This window comes from Crossiella sp. CA-258035 (assembly GCF_030064675.1).
In the GTDB taxonomy this organism is placed as follows: domain Bacteria; phylum Actinomycetota; class Actinomycetes; order Mycobacteriales; family Pseudonocardiaceae; genus Crossiella.
The window spans coordinates 6,170,368-6,186,712 of sequence record NZ_CP116413.1 but is presented as its reverse complement, the minus strand read 5'-3'; the positions used below and the strand labels follow the sequence as shown (position 1 = coordinate 6,186,712).

Annotated in this window: 15 protein-coding genes; 12 read left to right on the top strand and 3 right to left on the bottom strand. The window is 71.3% G+C overall.

The features are described 5' to 3' along the window. The first annotated feature begins 58 nt into the window (after positions 1-58). From N8J89_RS27820 to N8J89_RS27795, 6 genes are all read left to right on the top strand, one after another. On the top strand, positions 59-2,053 hold the full coding sequence (locus tag N8J89_RS27820) for an acyltransferase family protein (RefSeq protein ID WP_283659959.1): 1,995 nt from the start codon (positions 59-61) through the stop codon (positions 2,051-2,053). Between the two features lie 17 nt (positions 2,054-2,070). Then, complete coding sequence (locus N8J89_RS27815) at positions 2,071-2,955, top strand: LysR family transcriptional regulator (RefSeq protein ID WP_283659958.1); 885 nt, start codon at positions 2,071-2,073, stop codon at positions 2,953-2,955. A gap of 125 nt (positions 2,956-3,080) precedes the next feature. After that, positions 3,081-3,611: an AMIN-like domain-containing (lipo)protein gene (locus N8J89_RS27810; protein WP_283659957.1), complete on the top strand. Its 531-nt coding sequence runs from the start codon at positions 3,081-3,083 to the stop codon at positions 3,609-3,611. A 91-nt stretch (positions 3,612-3,702) separates the two neighbouring features. Further along, positions 3,703-4,539 (top strand): helix-turn-helix domain-containing GNAT family N-acetyltransferase, encoded by an 837-nt coding sequence (locus N8J89_RS27805; RefSeq protein WP_283659956.1) that lies wholly within the window; start codon positions 3,703-3,705, stop codon positions 4,537-4,539. A 73-nt stretch (positions 4,540-4,612) separates the two neighbouring features. Continuing rightward, a complete protein-coding gene (locus tag N8J89_RS27800; RefSeq protein ID WP_283659955.1) occupies positions 4,613-5,674 on the top strand; it encodes a tartrate dehydrogenase in 1,062 nt (353 codons plus the stop codon). Further along, on the top strand, positions 5,671-6,573 hold the full coding sequence (locus tag N8J89_RS27795) for an alpha/beta hydrolase (RefSeq protein ID WP_283659954.1): 903 nt from the start codon (positions 5,671-5,673) through the stop codon (positions 6,571-6,573). The genes N8J89_RS27800 and N8J89_RS27795 overlap by 4 nt, the downstream gene beginning before the upstream one ends. Here N8J89_RS27795 and N8J89_RS27790 read toward each other — a convergent pair. Continuing rightward, entirely contained in the window at positions 6,545-6,907 is a 363-nt protein-coding gene (locus N8J89_RS27790; protein WP_252483029.1) for a GntR family transcriptional regulator, read from the bottom strand. The genes N8J89_RS27795 and N8J89_RS27790 overlap by 29 nt on opposite strands. Before the next feature lie 3 nt (positions 6,908-6,910). Continuing rightward, complete coding sequence (locus tag N8J89_RS27785; RefSeq protein ID WP_283659953.1) at positions 6,911-7,705, bottom strand: SDR family oxidoreductase; 795 nt, start codon at positions 7,703-7,705, stop codon at positions 6,911-6,913. 215 nt (positions 7,706-7,920) lie between these two features. Between N8J89_RS27785 and N8J89_RS27780 the strand changes: the two genes are divergently transcribed. The 6 genes from N8J89_RS27780 (at position 7,921) to N8J89_RS27755 (ending at position 14,098) form a co-directional block, all read left to right on the top strand. Next, the gene (locus tag N8J89_RS27780; protein WP_252483031.1) at positions 7,921-9,543 is read left to right on the top strand and encodes an ABC-F family ATP-binding cassette domain-containing protein; all 1,623 of its coding nucleotides are present in this window, start codon (positions 7,921-7,923) and stop codon (positions 9,541-9,543) included. 191 nt (positions 9,544-9,734) lie between these two features. Next, the gene (locus N8J89_RS27775; RefSeq protein ID WP_086780855.1) at positions 9,735-9,947 is read left to right on the top strand and encodes a helix-turn-helix domain-containing protein; all 213 of its coding nucleotides are present in this window, start codon (positions 9,735-9,737) and stop codon (positions 9,945-9,947) included. A gap of 70 nt (positions 9,948-10,017) precedes the next feature. Then, entirely contained in the window at positions 10,018-10,836 is an 819-nt protein-coding gene (locus N8J89_RS27770; RefSeq protein WP_283659952.1) for an enoyl-CoA hydratase/isomerase family protein, read from the top strand. A gap of 91 nt (positions 10,837-10,927) precedes the next feature. Continuing rightward, complete coding sequence (locus N8J89_RS27765) at positions 10,928-12,799, top strand: ABC transporter ATP-binding protein (protein ID WP_502868338.1); 1,872 nt, start codon at positions 10,928-10,930, stop codon at positions 12,797-12,799. Between the two features lie 37 nt (positions 12,800-12,836). Continuing rightward, complete coding sequence (locus N8J89_RS27760; RefSeq protein ID WP_283659951.1) at positions 12,837-13,925, top strand: Rv2629 family ribosome hibernation factor; 1,089 nt, start codon at positions 12,837-12,839, stop codon at positions 13,923-13,925. Positions 13,926-13,939: 14 nt separating this feature from the next. After that, positions 13,940-14,098, top strand: coding sequence for a hypothetical protein (locus N8J89_RS27755; protein ID WP_283659950.1), 159 nt, complete (start codon positions 13,940-13,942; stop codon positions 14,096-14,098). A gap of 587 nt (positions 14,099-14,685) precedes the next feature. Here N8J89_RS27755 and N8J89_RS27750 read toward each other — a convergent pair. Continuing rightward, a complete protein-coding gene (locus N8J89_RS27750) occupies positions 14,686-16,272 on the bottom strand; it encodes a penicillin-binding transpeptidase domain-containing protein (RefSeq protein ID WP_283659949.1) in 1,587 nt (528 codons plus the stop codon). Positions 16,273-16,345 lie beyond the last annotated feature (73 nt).

The following is a 16,345-nucleotide window of genomic DNA, read 5'->3' as shown; positions in this document are numbered from 1 at the left end:
GGCACAGCCCAGGCCGCTCTTCAGGACCGCTTCAGACTGACACCGCAAGCTCGAATCCGTGACCCGAGCCGTGATCACCGCCGCCCCGCGACGGGTGTTCCGCCCCGAGTTGCAGGGCCTGCGCGCCCTCGCGGTGGCCCTGGTGGTGATCTACCACGTCTTCTCCGACCGGATCTCCGGCGGCGTGGACGTGTTCTTCCTGCTCTCCGGCTTCCTGCTGACCGCCCAACTCCTCCGCGCCGCGGAACAACGCACCCTGGACCTCCCGCGCCAGTGGGGCCGCACGCTCACCAGGCTGGTGCCCTCGGCGGCGGTGGTGCTGACGGCGACCTGCGTCGCGGCGTACGCGGTCCTGCCGCCGGAGCGCTGGTTCCAGACCATCCGCGAGGTGGTGGCGGCCGCGCTGTTCCTGGAGAACTGGCGGCTGGGCGCGGACTCGGTGGACTACTTCGCGCGCAACGACCTGGCCAGCCCGGTGCAGCACTTCTGGTCGCTGTCGGTGCAGGCGCAGCTGATGGTGCTGTGGCCGGTGCTGATCGCCCTGGTCGCGCTGGTGGTCCGGCGGTGGCGGGGGAGGGGACCGGTGCCCAGCGCCACCGCACCCGGCCTCCGCCTCCCCATCGCCGTCACCCTCGCCCTGCTCACCGCGCTCTCCCTCGCCTACTCCATCCACCTCACCGCCACCGACCAGCCCTTCGCCTACTTCCACACCTTCACCCGCCTCTGGGAGTTCGCCCTCGGCGGCCTGCTCGCCCTGGTCGCCGACCGCATCGCCCTGCCCCGTCGCCTGCGCTGGTTCCTCGGCTGGACCGGCATCCTCGCCTTGATCAGCTGCGGCCTCGTGCTCGACGTCGGCACCGTCTTTCCCGGTTACGCCGCGCTCTGGCCGACCACGGCCGCGGTGCTGGTGATCCTCGCCGGTGGTGCGGAGCGGGTGCTCTCCGCGCGGCCACTGGTCCGGCTCGGCGACCTCAGCTACGCGCTCTACCTCTGGCACTGGCCGGTGCTGGTGCTCTACCTGGTCGCCCGCGGCGGCGGCCAGGTCGGCTGGCGGGGCGGCGTCCTGGTGATCGGGGTTTCGCTGGGGCTGGCGGTGCTGACCCACCGGCTGGTCGAGCGGCCCATCCCGCGCGGGGCCTACCGGGCTGCGGTGCTGCTGCTGGTGCCCGCGCTGGCGCTGGCCGCCTCCTGGCAGGCGCTGGCGGTGCGGGACGCGCGGTACTCGATCACCATCGGCGGTCGTGACTACCCCGGCGCGCTGGCCATGACGCCGGGGTTCCGCGGCGCGGGGGAGCTGCCGCCGATGCCGCCGCGGATCGCGCTGCCCGAGGACTGGGCGCGGCTGGACGACCTGGACTGCACCCGCTCGGCCCGCAACCGGGACCTGGAAATGTGCTCGACGTCCACAGTGGACAGTCCGGTGAAAACCGTGGTGCTGGTCGGTGACTCGCACATGCAGCAGTACCTGGCCGCGGTCCGGCCGATCGCCGAGCAGCGCGGCTGGCGGGTGGTCACCATGGTCAAGGGCCTGTGCCCGTTCTCCACCGCCTCGGAGTCCATGCCGGGCGACGCGCCCTGCGTGGCCTGGAACGCCGCCGCCGCGGCCGAGATCCTCGACCTCAAGCCGGACGCGGTGTTCACCCTGGCCAGCCGCGACGTGCGGATCGGGCTCAGCGAGGTCACCCCGCCGGGGTTCGTCGAGCAGTGGCGGCGCCTGGCCGCGGCGGACATCCCGGTCATCGCGCTGCGGGACAACCCGCGCTTCGACCACTGGCCGTCCACCTGCGCCTACGAGCTCGGTCCCGACGACCCCGTCTGCGCCGCGCCCCGGGCCGAGATCTACCCCGACCCGCCGCCCTATCTGTCCATTCCGGACCTCCCGTCCACAGTGTCCTTTGTGGACTTGAGTGACCACATGTGCACCCCGGACGTCTGCCCGCCGGTGATCGGCAACATCCAGGTGTACCTGGACAACAACCACCTCTCCGCCAGCTTCATGACCTCGCTGGCCCCGGTGCTGGCCGACCGGCTGCTGCCCGCGCTGCGGCACTGAGCGGTAGCGTCGGGGCCATGGACGCCCGGCAGCTGGCCTACTTCCTCGCGGTGGTCGACCACGGCGGGGTGCACCGGGCCGCGGCCGCGCTCTACCTCGCCCAGCCCTCGCTGTCCCAGGCGATCCGCGCCCTGGAACGCGACCTCGGCCAGGACCTGTTCCACCGCGCCGGCCGTCGGCTGGTGCTCACCGACGCCGGGCGCGCGCTGGTCGAACCCGCGCGGCAGGTGGTGCGCGACCTGGACATCGCCCGCGCCAGCGTGGCCGCCACCGCGGGTCTGGCCGTGGGCCGGGTGGAGATCGCCGCCATGCCCTCGCAGGCGGTGCAACCGCTCAGCGACCTGGTCACCGCCTTCACCGCCCGCCATCCCGGCCTGACCGTGACCATCCGGGCCGCGTTCACCGCGCCCGAGGTGATCGAGCTGGTCCGCACCGGCGTCACCGAGCTCGGCCTGCTCGGCGCCACCCGGCTCCCGCCCGCGGTCGACATCCGGCTCACCCCGCTGGGCCGCCAGCGCTTCGTGCTCATCGCGCCTGCCGATGGACCGTTCCGGCCCGGTCAGGTGGTGCGGGCGGAAGACCTTGCCGGGCAACGGATCGTGGTCGGCCAAACCGGCACCGGCATGCGCCGCCTGGTCGAGGAGATCCGGGCCGCCGGGGTCGAGCTGACCGAGGTGGTGGAGACCGAGCACCGCGAGGCCATCCTGCCGCTGGTGCTCGGCGGGGTCGGGGTGGCCGTGCTCGCCGAGTCCTGGGCCGAGCTGGCCCGGCGCGCGGGCGCGCTGGTGCTCGACCTCGAACCGCCCGCCCACCTCGACCTCGCGCTGGCCAGCAGGCAGGCCCCGCTCAGCCCGGCCGCCACCGCCTTCCTCGCCGTGACGACCGAGTCCACTGTGGACTGAACAGCGCCCGGCCAGATGTCGTTCCGGGCACGAATCGGACACGGTGGCCGCGTTCGGACAACGCCCGGTCCCCGCCGGACGTCTGTGGGGCAGCCGAACTTCCGGCTGCTGGAGGGGAGCACGACATGGTGTTACGACGAATGGCCCTGCTGTTGTCCGCGCTGGCCGCGCTGAGCCTGGCCGCGCCGCTGGCCGCCTCGGCCACGCCCGGTTACTGCGGGATCGACTGGGGCTCGGGGGACAAGAGCGCCGCGCTGACCAGCACGGCGGAGATGACCAACCTGCGCGCGGGCCGGCAGGACTGCTTCGACCGGCTGGTCTTCGACTTCCGCGGCCCGGTCAACGGCTACGCGGTGTCCTACGTGCCCGAGGTGACCGAGGACCCGACCGGCAACCCGGTCCCGCTGCGCGGCGGGGCGAAGCTACTCGTCCGGGTGGACGCCCCGGCCTACGACCAGCACGGCAACCTCACCTACCACCCGGCCAACCGGGCCGAACTCGTCGACGTCACCGGCTACCAGACCTTCCGCCAGGTCGCCTGGGCCGGTTCCTTCGAGGGCCAGACCCACGTCGGCCTCGGCGTGCGCGCCCGGCTGCCGTTCCGGGTCTTCACCCTGCCCAACCGGGTCGTGGTGGACGTCGCGCACCTCTGGTGAGCATCTATCCATCGACAAGTTTCGATGGAGTGACGGAGACGACAGGTCTCGGCGGATGACGTGAGCATTGATCGCCGTCAATACTGAATAGGTGACCGCGATCGAGAAAGCGCCGCTACTGGCTGCTCAGGACGCTGACACCTACGCGAGCTGGTTCGCCAGCCTGGCCGATCCGACACGAGTCCGGCTGCTGCACGCGGTCGCCGTGGCCGGAGAAGCGCCGGTCGGCGTGCTCGCCGAGCAGATCGGCGTCGGTCAGCCGACGTGCTCGCACCACCTGCGCAAGCTCGCCGAGGTCGGCTTCGTCCGGCTGCGGAAGGTCGGCGCCACCACGCTGGTCTCGGTCAACGAGGCCTGCGCGGCCGGCCTTCCGCACGCCGCCGACGTGGTCATGGGCGCACTGGCCGCGCGGCCGGGCGGCCTGACCGACCTGCCCGCCGAGGTCACCGTGCGCGCCATGACCGAGGCGGACTGGCCCGCGGTCCGGCGCATCTACGGCGAGGGCATCGCCACCCGCAGGGCCACCTTCGAGACCGAGGTCCCGCGCCGGGAGGTGCTGGACCGCAAGTGGCTGCCCGGCCACCGCTGGGTCGCCGAGGCCGACGGCCAGGTGGCCGGCTGGGCCGCGCTCACCCCGGTCTCGCCGAGGGCCTGCTACGCCGGGGTCGCCGAGACCTCGCTCTACGTCGGCGCGGCCTTCCGCGGCCGGGGTGTGGGCAAGTCGCTGATCCACCGCCAGGTCACCGCCGCCGACGAGGGCGGCCTGTGGACCCTGCAGAGCGCGATCTTCCCGGAGAACAAGGCCAGCCTGGCGCTGCACCGCGCCGCCGGGTTCCGCACCGTGGGCATCCGCGAGCGGATCGCCCGGCTGGACGGCCGCTGGCAGGACACCGTGATGATCGAGCGCCGCGCCGCTGCCGCCGACTGATAGGCCGCGCCTATCGGCCTGACCGGCAACCGGTCTTGGACCCGGCGGCGGCCGGACTGGTGCGATCGAGGGCATGACGACCCACCACCGCATCGCCCTGATCCCAGGCGACGGCATCGGCCGCGAGGTCACCCCGGCGGCCCGCACGGTGCTGGACGCGGTCGGCGCCCGGCACGGCATCCGGTTCGGCTACCAGGAGTTCGACTACTCCTGCGCCCGCTACCGCGAGCTCGGCGCGATGATGCCCGCCGACGGCCTGGACCGGCTCCGCGAGCACGACGCGATCTTCCTCGGCGCGGTCGGCGAACCGGGCGTGCCCGACCACATCTCCTTGTGGGGCCTGCTGATCCCGATCCGTCGCGGCTTCCGCCAGTACGTGAACCTGCGGCCGATCAAGGTGTTCGAGGGGGTGCCCAGCCCGGTGCGCGGCGCGGAACCGGGCGCGGTGGACCTGGTGGTGGTGCGGGAGAACGTGGAGGGCGAGTACAGCGAGATCGGCGGCAGGCTGCACCGCGGCTGCCCCGAGGAGCTGGCCGTGCAGGAGGCGGTGTTCACCAGGGCCGGGGTGACCAGGGTGCTGGACCACGCCTTCCGGCTGGCCGCGACCCGGCGCGGGCGGCTGACCTCGGCCACCAAGTCCAACGGCATCGTGCACACCCTGCCGTTCTGGGACGAGCTGGTCGCCGAGACCGCGCCCGCGCACCCCGGCGTGACCTGGGACCAGGAGCACATCGACGCCCTGTGCGCCAAGCTGGTGCTGGACCCCGGCCGCTTCGACGTGATCGTCGGCTCCAACCTCTTCGGCGACATCCTCAGCGACCTGGCCGCCGCGGTCGCCGGCGGCATCGGCCTGGCCCCCTCGGCCAACCTCAACCCCGAGCGCGACTTCCCGTCCATGTTCGAGCCGGTGCACGGCTCCGCCCCGGACATCGCCGGCCGCGGCATCGCCAACCCGATCGGCGCGATCTGGACCGCCGCGCTGCTGCTGAACCACCTCGGCCACCCCGAGGCGGCCGCTACCGTGGAGACCGCGCTGGCGGAACTGTTGGCAGGCACCGGAATCCGCACCCCGGACCTGGGCGGCACCGCCACCACCGAGGAGTTCACCACGGCCCTGCTGGAGTTCCTGCCATGAGCGTCCCACTGCCCGCCGACTTCACCGCCCGCACCGTCGACGCCGACGGCACCGCCATCCACTGCGTCACCGCCGGAGACGGCCCACCGCTGCTGTTGCTGCACGGCTACCCGCAGACACACCTGATCTGGCACGAGGTCGCGCCCTGGCTGGCCGAGCGGTTCACCGTGGTGCTCACCGACCTGCGCGGCTACGGCGACAGCGCCAAACCCGCGCCCGGCCCCGAAGACGCCGAGTACAGCAAGCGCGCGATGGCCGCCGACCAGCTGGCGGTGATGCGGCAGCTGGGCTTCACCGAGTTCGGCGTGGCCGGGCACGACCGCGGCGGCCGGGTCGCGCACCGCCTCACCCTCGACCACCCCGAAGCCGTGACCAGGCTGGCCGTGCTCGACATCGTGCCCACCCGGCACACCTTTGCCAACGCGGACAAGGACTTCGGGCTGGGCTACTTCCACTGGTTCTTCCTGGCCGCGGGCGACGGCATCCCGGAACGGCTCATCGGCAACGACCCCGAGTTCTGGATCCGCGCCAGGATGACCGCCCGCCACCACGGCGGCGACCCCTTCGACGAAGCCGCGATCGCGGAGTACGTGCGCTGCTTCCGCGATCCCGCCGCGATCGCCGCCTCCTGCGCGGACTACCGCGCGGCCGCGGGCATCGACCTGACCCACGACCACGCCGACGCGGGCAGGCTGATCGAGGTGCCACTGCTCGCATTGTGGGGACAGGACAGCTTCGTCGGCCGCAGCTACGACGTGCCCGCGGTGTGGCGGGAGTACGCGCGGGAGGTCACCGGGCAGGCGCTGCCCAGTGACCACTACCTGCCGGAGGAAGCGCCCGCGGAGACCGCGGCCGCGCTGGCGGAGTTCTTCAGCCGTCCACCGGCCAGGCGTTGTTGACCGCGTTGAACACCGCCACCCGGTCCGCGCCCAGCAGCTTGGCCTGGTGCACGAACTGCGCGGCCAGGTTCGGCAGCTCTTCTGGGGCGAAGGCGGGCGGCTGGTCGGCCACCACGGTGCCCTTGCGACCGGCGGTGCGCACCACGCCCGCCGCCTCCAGCTCCTTGTACGCCCTGGCCACCGTGCCCGCGGCGATACCCAGCTCGGCGGCCAGGCCGCGCACCGTCGGCAAGGGCATGCCGGGGGCCAGACTGCCCGCCGCGATCGCGGTGCGGACCTGGTCGTGCAGCTGCCGCCACGGCGGGGCCGGGCTGTCCGGGTCGACCCTCAGCACGGCTCAGCCCAGGGTGCCGGTGGCGAGCAGGCCACCGTCCACGCGCACGGTCTCCCCGGTGATCCAGTCCGCCTCGTCCGAGGCCAGGAAGGCCACCAGCCGGGCCACGTCCGCCGGGGTGCCCAGCCGCTTCATCGGGTAGGCGCTGGTGATGTCGTCCTCGCGGCCGGTGTAGATCTGCTCGGCGAACTTGGTCTTGACCACCGCCGGGGCCACCGCGTTGACCCGCACCTTCGGGCCCAGCTGCCAGGCCAGCTCCTCGGTCAGCCGGATCAGCGCGGCCTTGGACGCGCCGTAGGCGGCGATCGCGCCGGTGGAGCGGATGCCGCCGACCGAGGCGATGTTGACCACGGAGCCGCCGTGCTCGCCCATCCAGCGGTGCCAGGCCAGCTGGGTGAAGCCCAGGGAGGCCACCACGTTGGTGTCGAAGATCTTCTTCACCGCGTTCAGGTCGGCGTCCATCAGGAAGCCGAAGACCGGGTTGATGCCGGTGTTGTTGACCAGCACGTCCAGCGAGCCGAACCGGGCCAGCGTGCCGTCCACCGCGGCCTCCCGGTCCACGTCCACCCCGGTGTTGCCGGGCAGGCCCAGCACCCGCTCGTCGCCGTCGGCCACCGTGCCGGCCAGGTGCCGCACCGCGGCCTCGACCTGCTCGGGCTTGCGGGAGGTGATGACCACGTTCGCGCCCCGGCCGAGCAGCTCCTCGGCGATACCGAGGCCGATACCCCTGCTGGCCCCGGTGACCAGGGCGGTCCTGCCGGTGAAGTCGGTGCGCGCTGGCGTGTTCGGCTGGCTCATGGCCCAGACAATAGGTCAACTTACTCACGAGTACGAGAGCCGGATCGGGGGTGTCCGGGCCAGGTGTGCGCGGGCGCACGGTAAATGCGGTGCGCGCGCCGGGTAGGATGGTCCCGTGGTTCTGATGCTGTAGGCCGCTCGACAGCCCGCCGGTTACGACAGGCGGGCCGACGACAGCTGGGCCTGGCCGACCACAAATACTTCTGGAGCTTCCCTTGATCGCAGCCACCGGGCTGGAACTGCGCGCTGGTTCGCGCATCCTCGTCTCCGGCGCCAACCTCCGCATCCAGCCCGGCGACCGGATCGGCCTGGTCGGCCGCAACGGCGCGGGCAAGACCACCACCTTGCGCGTGCTCGCGGGTGAGGGCGAGCCGCACGCCGGTGAGGTCAAGCTCGCCGACGAGCTGGGCTACCTGCCGCAGGACCCCCGCGAGGGCGACCTGTCGGTCTCGGTCAAGGACCGGGTGCTCTCCGCGCGCAACCTGGACCAGCTGGCCAGGGACCTGGAGAAGGCCCAGACCGAGATGGCCGAGCTGGTCGACGACGCCGAGCGCGAGCGCGCGGTCCGCCGCTACGGCCGCCTGGAGGAGCGCTTCTCCGCCCTCGGCGGCTACGCCGCGGAGAGCGACGCCTCCCGGATCTGCGCCAACCTCGGGCTGCCGCCCAGGGTGATGGAGCAGGCGCTGCTGACCCTCTCCGGTGGTCAGCGCCGCCGGGTCGAGCTGGCCCGGATCCTGTTCGCGGCCTCCGACGGCGGCGGCAAGTCGGCCACCACGCTGCTGCTGGACGAGCCGACCAACCACCTCGACGCCGACTCGATCACCTGGCTGCGCTCCTTCCTCAAGGCGCACGACGGCGGCCTGGTGGTGATCAGCCACGATGTCGAGCTGCTGGCCGACGTGGTCAACCGGGTGTGGTTCCTGGACGCCACCCGCGGCGAGGTCGACGTCTACAACATGAACTGGAAGCGGTACCTGGACGCGCGCGCCACCGACGAGAAGCGCCGCCGCCGGGAACGGGCCAACGCGGAGAAGAAGGCCTCCACGCTCATGGCCCAGGCCGACAAGATGCGGGCCAAGGCCACCAAGGCGGTCGCCGCGCAGAACATGGCCAAGCGCGCGGAGAAGCTGCTGGCCGGGCTGGACGAGGAACGGGTGGCCGACAAGGTGGCCCGGATCCGCTTCCCGGACCCCGCGCCCTGCGGCAAGGTCCCGCTGACCGCGGAGAACCTGTCCAAGTCCTACGGTTCTCTGGAGATCTTCGCCGGGGTGGACCTGGCCATCGACCGCGGTGCCAAGGTGGTCGTGCTGGGCCTCAACGGCGCGGGCAAGACCACCCTGCTCAAGCTGCTCTGCGGCCAGGAGAAGGCCGACTCCGGGCGTGTTGTCGCAGGTCACGGGCTTCGGCTCGGGTACTACGCGCAGGAGCACGAGACGCTGGACCACGGCGCGAGCGTGTGGTCCAACATCCGGCACGCCGCCCCGGACACCCCGGAGCAGCAGCTGCGCACCCTGCTCGGCTCCTTCATGTTCAGCGGCGAGCAGCTCGACCAGCCGGCCGGCACGCTCTCCGGTGGCGAGAAGACCAGGCTCGCGCTGGCCGGTCTGGTCTCCAGCGCGGCCAACGTGCTGCTGCTCGACGAGCCGACCAACAACCTGGACCCGGCCAGCCGCGAGCAGGTGCTGGACGCGCTCCGTAGTTTCTCCGGCGCGGTCGTGCTGGTCACCCACGACCCCGGAGCGGTGGAGGCTTTGGAGCCGGAACGGGTGATCTTGCTACCCGATGGCACCGAAGATCACTGGTCAGCGGACTACCTGGAGCTGGTGCAACTCGCTTAGGCCCTGTTCGCGACCGCCGATCGGGCGGTGCTGACTACACTTAGCGTGCTTCGTCGATCAACTATCGGTGAGGCAGGTACCATTTGGCGACGTTTTTCCATGATCGCCTAGCATTTACTGCCTTCCTGTTCGATCATTGCCCCCAAGGGGTCGTTGATCGACCCACCTGCTCGGACGGAAGGCGGGACAAGGTGGCGACTGACCTGAAGAAGGGCGCCCGGATCACCGGCGCGGCTCGGGACAAGCTTGCCTCTGACCTGAAGAAGAAGTACGAGAAGGGCGCGAGCATTCGGTCCCTGGCCGAGTCCACCGGCCGTTCGTACGGCTTCGTGCACCGTGTGTTGAGCGAGTCCGGTGTGACGCTGCGGGGCCGGGGCGGCGCCACGCGCACCAAGAAGAAGTGACGTCGGGACAACTCCACGACTGCGAATTTTTCCCACCACACAACAGAATCCAGGAGCCGACGAGTTCCCCATGCCAGATGAATCGAAGATCGACGCTGGCCTGCTGGAGCGCGGGGGTGTCCAGCTCACCGTGGAAGGTCCGCTTGCCACGGTCACGCTGAACCGGCCCGAGGTGCTCAACGCGCAGACCCCCGCGACCTGGGACGCGCTGCGCGAGATCGGCTCGGCGCTGTCGGACGAGGTCAGGGTCGTGGTTGTGCGCGGGGTCGGCCGCGCCTTCTCCGCTGGCCTCGACCGGCGGTTGTTCACCGCGGAGGGTTTTGACGGGCAGCCGGGTCTGGTGTCCCTCGCCTCGGGCTCGCCCGAGGACTCCGATGCCGTGATCGCCGAGTTCCAGCGGGGCTTCACCTGGCTGCGCGAGTCGAACTTCATCACCGTGGCGGCGGTGCATGGGCACGCGATCGGCGCGGGTTTCCAGCTCGCCCTGGCCTGCGACCTGCGGGTCGCGGCGGAGGACGCCCAGTTCGCGATGGCCGAGACCAGCCTCGGGCTGGTTCCCGACCTCGGCGGCACCCTCCCGCTCGTGCAGTGTGTCGGATACGCGCGAGCCGTGGAGATCTGCCTGACCGGCCGACGGGTCGGCGCCGAGGAGGCCCTGCGGATCGGGCTGGTCAACGAGGTCGTGCCAGCCGACGCGCTGGATGCCGCGGTGGCCAACCTGGTGGCGCGGCTGGTCGCGCCGATGCCGGGTGCGAGCCGGGAGACCCTGGCCCTGCTGGCCAAGGCCGCGGGCAGCCCGTCGCTGTCCGAACAGACCGCGGCGGAGCGTTCGGCCCAGCTGCGCAGGCTCGCCGAGCTGAAGGCACTGATGAACCCGACCGGCTCCTGATCCCTACCGGTCCCACAGCTGAATAGTTTCACCACGGAATAGTTCATGGGCCCCGGTTGTTGTGCTGGTCGAACCAGCGCGAGGAGGGGCCGTGGACGGCACGTGGATGTTGATGCGTGGGGCGATGCGCCAGGACGCCGCCAGCAAGAAGGTGCGGCGCGGCACCCTGCGACGGGTGCTCACCTTCGCGCGCCCGCACCGCGGAAAGCTGCTGGTCTTCCTCGCGTTGACCGTCATCTCCGCGGTGCTCGCGGTCAGCACCCCGGTGCTGGCCGGGCAGGTCGTGAACGCGATCGTGGACGGCAGGGACTCGGGCCTTGTCGTCCGCATCGCGCTGCTCATCGCCGCCATCGCCCTGCTGGGCGCTGCGATCGGCCTGGTGGAGCGCTGGCTGTCCTCCCGGATCGGCGAGGGCCTGATCTACGACCTGCGCCGCGCGGTGTTCGAGCACGTGCAGCAGCTGCCGGTGGCCTTCTTCGCCCGCACCCGCACCGGCGCGCTGGTCAGCAGGCTCAACAACGACGTGGTCGGCGCCCAGCGCGCGTTCACCTCCACCGTGTCCGGGGTGCTGACCAACGTGATCCAGCTGGCCCTGGCCCTCGGCGTGATGCTGACGCTGTCCTGGCAGGTCACCGTGCTGGCCATGCTGCTGCTGCCGGTGTTCGTGCTGCCCGCCCGCCGGGTCGGTCGGCGGATGGCCGACCTGCAGCGGGAGGCGGCCGGGCACAACGCCGGCATGACCAACCAGATGACCGAGCGGTTCTCCGCGCCGGGGGCGACCCTGGTGAAGCTGTTCGGGCGGCCGAAGGAGGAGGCCGAGGAGTTCGGCGGGCGGGCCGCGCGGGTGCGCGACATCGGCGTGCGCAACGCGATGACCACGATGTCCTTCGTCACCGCGCTCACCCTGGTGTCCAGCCTGGCGCTGGCGCTGGTGTACGGGCTGGGTGGCTGGCTGGCGATCCAGGGCGAACTGGCTGCGGGAACCGTTGTCTCCCTTGCCCTGCTGCTCACCCGGCTGTACTCGCCGCTGACCGCGCTGGCCAACGCGCGGGTGGACGTGATGAGCGCGCTGGTCTCCTTCGAGCGGGTGTTCGAGGTGCTGGACCTGCCGCCGTCGATCACCGAGCGGGCCGGTGCCACGGTGGTGCCGCCGGGCGGGGTGTCCGTGGAGTTCCAGGGCGTGCACTTCGGCTATCCGGCCGCCAGCGAGGTTTCCCTTGCCTCGCTTGAGGACGTGGAGACCCTGGACAAGCGCGGCGGCCAGGAGGTGTTGCACGGCATCAGCTTCCGCGCCGAACCGGGTCAGCTGGTGGCCCTGGTCGGCTCCTCCGGCGCGGGCAAGTCCACGATAGCTTCCCTGGTGCCAAGGCTGTACGACGTCAACGCCGGGTCCATCCGGCTGTCCGATGTGGACGTCCGGGACCTGTCCTTCGACGCGATCCGGGAAGCCGTCGGCGTGGTCACCCAGGACGGCCACCTCTTCCACGACACCATCGGCGCGAACCTGCGCTACGGCCGCCCACAGGCCACCGACGAGGAGGTCTGGACCGCGCTGCGCCAGGCCAGGCTGGCCGAGCTGGTGGCCGCACTGCCGGACGGGCTGGACACGGTGGTGGGGGAGCGGGGCTACCGGCTCTCCGGTGGCGAGCGGCAGCGGCTGACCATCGCCCGGTTGCTGCTGGCGCAGCCACGCGTGGTGATCCTGGACGAGGCCACCGCGCACCTGGACTCGGCCTCGGAGCTGGCGGTGCAGGAGGCGCTGACCGAGGCGCTGGCCAACCGGACCGCGCTGGTCATCGCACACCGGTTGTCCACCATCCGGGCGGCGGATGTGATCCTGGTGGTGGAGGACGGCCGGATCCTGGAGCGGGGCTCGCACCAGGAGCTGCTGGCCAAGGACGGCCGCTACGCCGAGCTGTACCGCACCCAGTTCGCGCAGGAACCGATGGCGCAGACGGGTTGAGCTGAATGGACCATGCCGGACCGGGTAACCCGGCGGCATGGACCTGAGCCCATTCCGCGAACTGGCCAGGGCCACCGGCCCGTTCGCCACGGTGTACCTGGACGTCTCACACGACACCACGCAGGCCGCCAAGCAGATCGACCTGCGCTGGCAGAGCGCCCGAGCCAGCCTCGCCGAACAGGGCGCGGACCCACCCACGCTGGCCGCGCTCGACCGCGCCCTCACCGAGGCCCTGCCCGCCGTCGGCCGCGCGGGCCGGGCCCTGGTCGCCGGGGGCGGCAAGCTCTGGCTGGACGAGCCCCTGCGCATGCCACCACCCCAGCCCCTGACCCACTACGGCGCGCTGCCGGACCTCGGCCCCCTGCTCGCCGGCCGCACCCCCGGTATCGCGCACGTGGTCGCGGTGATCGACCGAACCGGCGCTGACCTGCGCGGATTCGCCGCCGACGGCAGCCTGGCAGCCAGCCCGGAGGTCGAGGGGGACCGGCACCCGGTGCACAAGGTGGGTGGTGGCGGCCTGTCGCACGGCCACATCCAGCACCGGGTCGAGGAGACCTGGCACGCCAATGCCAAACAGGTCGCCGAGGAGATCGACCGGCTGGTGGGCGAGCTGAACGCCCAGCTGGTGGTGCTGGCCGGTGAGCCCAAGTCCCGCGCCGACGTGCGCGACAGCCTGAACCACCGCTGCGCCACCATCGCCGTCGAACTCTCCGGCGCCAGCCGCGCCGACGCCAACGAGGAGACCGTCACCGAGGCGGTCCAGTCCCTGGTGGCCAACATCGCCGCCGCCCACGGCCGCGAGATCGAGGAACGCTTCGTCCAGGAGCTCAACCGCCCGGGTGGCCACGCCGTCAGCGGCCTCCCCGAGGTCACGGCGGCCCTGCGAATGTCCACAGTAGACACCCTGCTGATGGACCCGGAAGCCGAACGCGCCCAGCAGATCTGGGTCGGCGACCAGCCAACCCAGCTTGCAGTGGCCCAAGAAGAGCTCCGCGACCTGGGCGTCCCCAACCCCAGACCGGAACCCGCCGACGCGGCCCTGCTGCGCGCCACCGCCGCCACCGGCGCGCAACTCCAGATGACCCCCGGCCTGCGCGACGGCGTAGCGGCCTTGCTCCGCAGCTGAGAAAGGAACCGAAGATGGAACGCGGCAACACCAAACACGGCCCCCGTCACGACGAACAACTCCAAGCCGAAACCCAAGGCATGATCAAAGCCAACCGCCCAACGCGAGCCGAAGAATGGCGCAACCCCGAGCCCCCGGCCGACGACGACCCGCCGGTCACCCGCCCGTCCTAGCCCGGAGTGTTGGCCGATCTCGTACGGTGTGTTGGCCGATCTTGTACGGAGTGTTGGCCGTTGCGGACGGGCGAAGCCCGAGGCGCGCGAGGGGGTGGCTTGGCACACGAGAGGGACTCGAACACGCTGGGTCCTGAGTCGGCAGCCCAAACCCCGCCCCGCAACCTGCTTGCCCGGGTGTTGATCTGTCCCACCCCTCCGGGGGTCTGCCCGTCCGGCGAGGACATTCTTTTCGCTTTTGATCTTAAAACCAAAAGAAGTGTCCTCGCCGGACGGGCAGACCATCAAAGCAGGGGGGAAGATCAAAGGCGGCGAGATGGGTTGCAGACCAGTGCCAGTTTGTGTTGGCGCGCTTGCAGCAGTGTGGGTGGTTCCGCGGGGTCTGGGTGGTTCTGCTTCGACGGCCTTCCAAAACCAAACCAGCCCTGTCAAGCGCCCCGGTCCCAGCCCTCGGTGCGGCCGGGTTAGACGGTGGGGCGCTTGACAGGGCTGGTGTGTTTTTTCCAGGCCGTCGAAGCAGAACCACCCAGACCGGCCGCTCCGTTTGCGAGCAAAAGCGAAAAGCCACAACCCCTCGCGAGCCCCGGTTAGCCCTTGAAGCCCTTCAAGAACTCGCCGGTCATGCCCACCGCGGCCTTGGAACTGCCCGCGTCCTCGATCAGGACCGCGAAGGCGACGTTGCCCCGAAACCCAGCGAACCATCCGTGTGACTGCGTCCCGTCCCCGAACTGCGCTGTGCCCGTCTTCCCGTGCACCGCGCCGAATCCGCTCAACCCCTTCGCGGTCCCACTGGTGACCACCTCCCGCATCATGCCCTTCAACTGCCCGGCCACCCCGGACGGCAGTGGCGTCGCGGCCTTGTTCACCGCGGTCTGCTGCCCCCGGACCAAACTCGGCACGGGAGGCTTGCCGTTGTTGGCGATGGTGGCGCACATCAGGGCCAGACCGAACGGGCTGGTCTGCACCGTTCCTTGGCCGAAGCTCGCTTCCACCTGGGCTGCACCCGCCGCTGGGACTGGAACGTTGCCGGTGTTGGTCTTGATGCCGGGGACGTCGAAGTCCGCGCCGATGCCGAGTTGGCGGGCGGCCTCGGGGAGTGCGGTGGTGGGTAGGGCTGTGGCGAGGTTGGCGAAGGTGGTGTTGCAGGAGTGGGCGAACGCCTTGCGGAGGGGGACCTCGCCCAGGTCGAACTTCTCGTCGTTGCGGACTCGGCGTTGTTTGATGGTTTCTTCGCTGGGGCAGGGGAGAACGGTGCCCGGGTCGGCTTTGCCTGCTTGGAGGACTGCGGCGGCGGTGGCGATCTTGAAGGTGGAGCCGGGGGCGTACAGGCCGCTCAGGGCTGGGACGCCTTTGGTGTCGGCGGCCGTGTTCTGGGCGATGGCCAGCAGTTCGCCGGTGCTGCGCATGGCGACGATCATCGCGGGGCGCTTGTCGCCGTTGACTGCCTTCTGCGCGGCGGCCTGCACCTGGGGGAGCAGGGTGATGCCGACGTTCTTGGCCGCTTTGCCCTTGTGCTCGGCCAGTACCGCGGCCTGTTTGCCGTCCGGCTCCTTGACGACCAGCTGCCAGCTCGTCTCGCCCTTGAGGTCACCGGCCAGCGCGCGGCGCACGGCGGGCAGGACTGATGGGGAGAGGTCGTTGTCGGACACCGGTTTGCTGTCGCCGCCGAGGAGTTCGCCGTCGCCGCTGGCCGTGGTCAGTGCCAGGGTCCGGCCCGCGGTGAGCTGGGGGTGCAGGGCCTCCGGGGTCCAGCGCACGGCCCAGCGGTTGTGCTCCTTGCGCAGCTTCAGCTCGTGGTCGTACTCCCACACCCGGCCGCCCTCGAACTCCCAGCGGGCGCTGAACGGCACCGTGAGCTCGGTGTCCTCCGGCTTGGGCTGGGGCGGGGCCTTCGGCTTGGCCAGGATCTTGCTGGGGCGGCTCTCCGGGGCGGGGTTGCGCAGGGACTTCAGGGCCGGTTCGGCCGCGCCCCGGTTGTCGGTCAGGGCGGCTGAGCTGCTGATGTCGTTGTTGGCGAAGGCGGAGAGGAAGCCGTTCGCCGCCTCCGTCGCCGACACCGGGGACCGGCTCGCGGTGGACGAGCCGGGTTTCTCCTCCGCCTCGCCCGGTCCCCACAGCACCAGCACCCCGGCCGCGGCGGCGACCGCGGTGACCACCGCTCCGCCGGTTAACACCCAAGTCCGCGCACGCCTGCTGACCACGTGAATCCCCCCAAAGCCGGTGCGGGCTTCTACCACCCGCACCGGG

Coding starts and splice junctions, on each gene's coding strand:
- N8J89_RS27815 (WP_283659958.1), top strand. CDS start 2,071: ATGGACGCCCGGCAGCTGGCCTACTTCCTCGCGGTGGTCGACCACGGC.
- N8J89_RS27810 (WP_283659957.1), top strand. CDS start 3,081: ATGGTGTTACGACGAATGGCCCTGCTGTTGTCCGCGCTGGCCGCGCTG.
- N8J89_RS27800 (WP_283659955.1), top strand. CDS start 4,613: ATGACGACCCACCACCGCATCGCCCTGATCCCAGGCGACGGCATCGGC.
- N8J89_RS27795 (WP_283659954.1), top strand. CDS start 5,671: ATGAGCGTCCCACTGCCCGCCGACTTCACCGCCCGCACCGTCGACGCC.
- N8J89_RS27785 (WP_283659953.1), bottom strand. CDS start 7,705: ATGAGCCAGCCGAACACGCCAGCGCGCACCGACTTCACCGGCAGGACC.
- N8J89_RS27770 (WP_283659952.1), top strand. CDS start 10,018: ATGCCAGATGAATCGAAGATCGACGCTGGCCTGCTGGAGCGCGGGGGT.
- N8J89_RS27760 (WP_283659951.1), top strand. CDS start 12,837: ATGGACCTGAGCCCATTCCGCGAACTGGCCAGGGCCACCGGCCCGTTC.
- N8J89_RS27755 (WP_283659950.1), top strand. CDS start 13,940: ATGGAACGCGGCAACACCAAACACGGCCCCCGTCACGACGAACAACTC.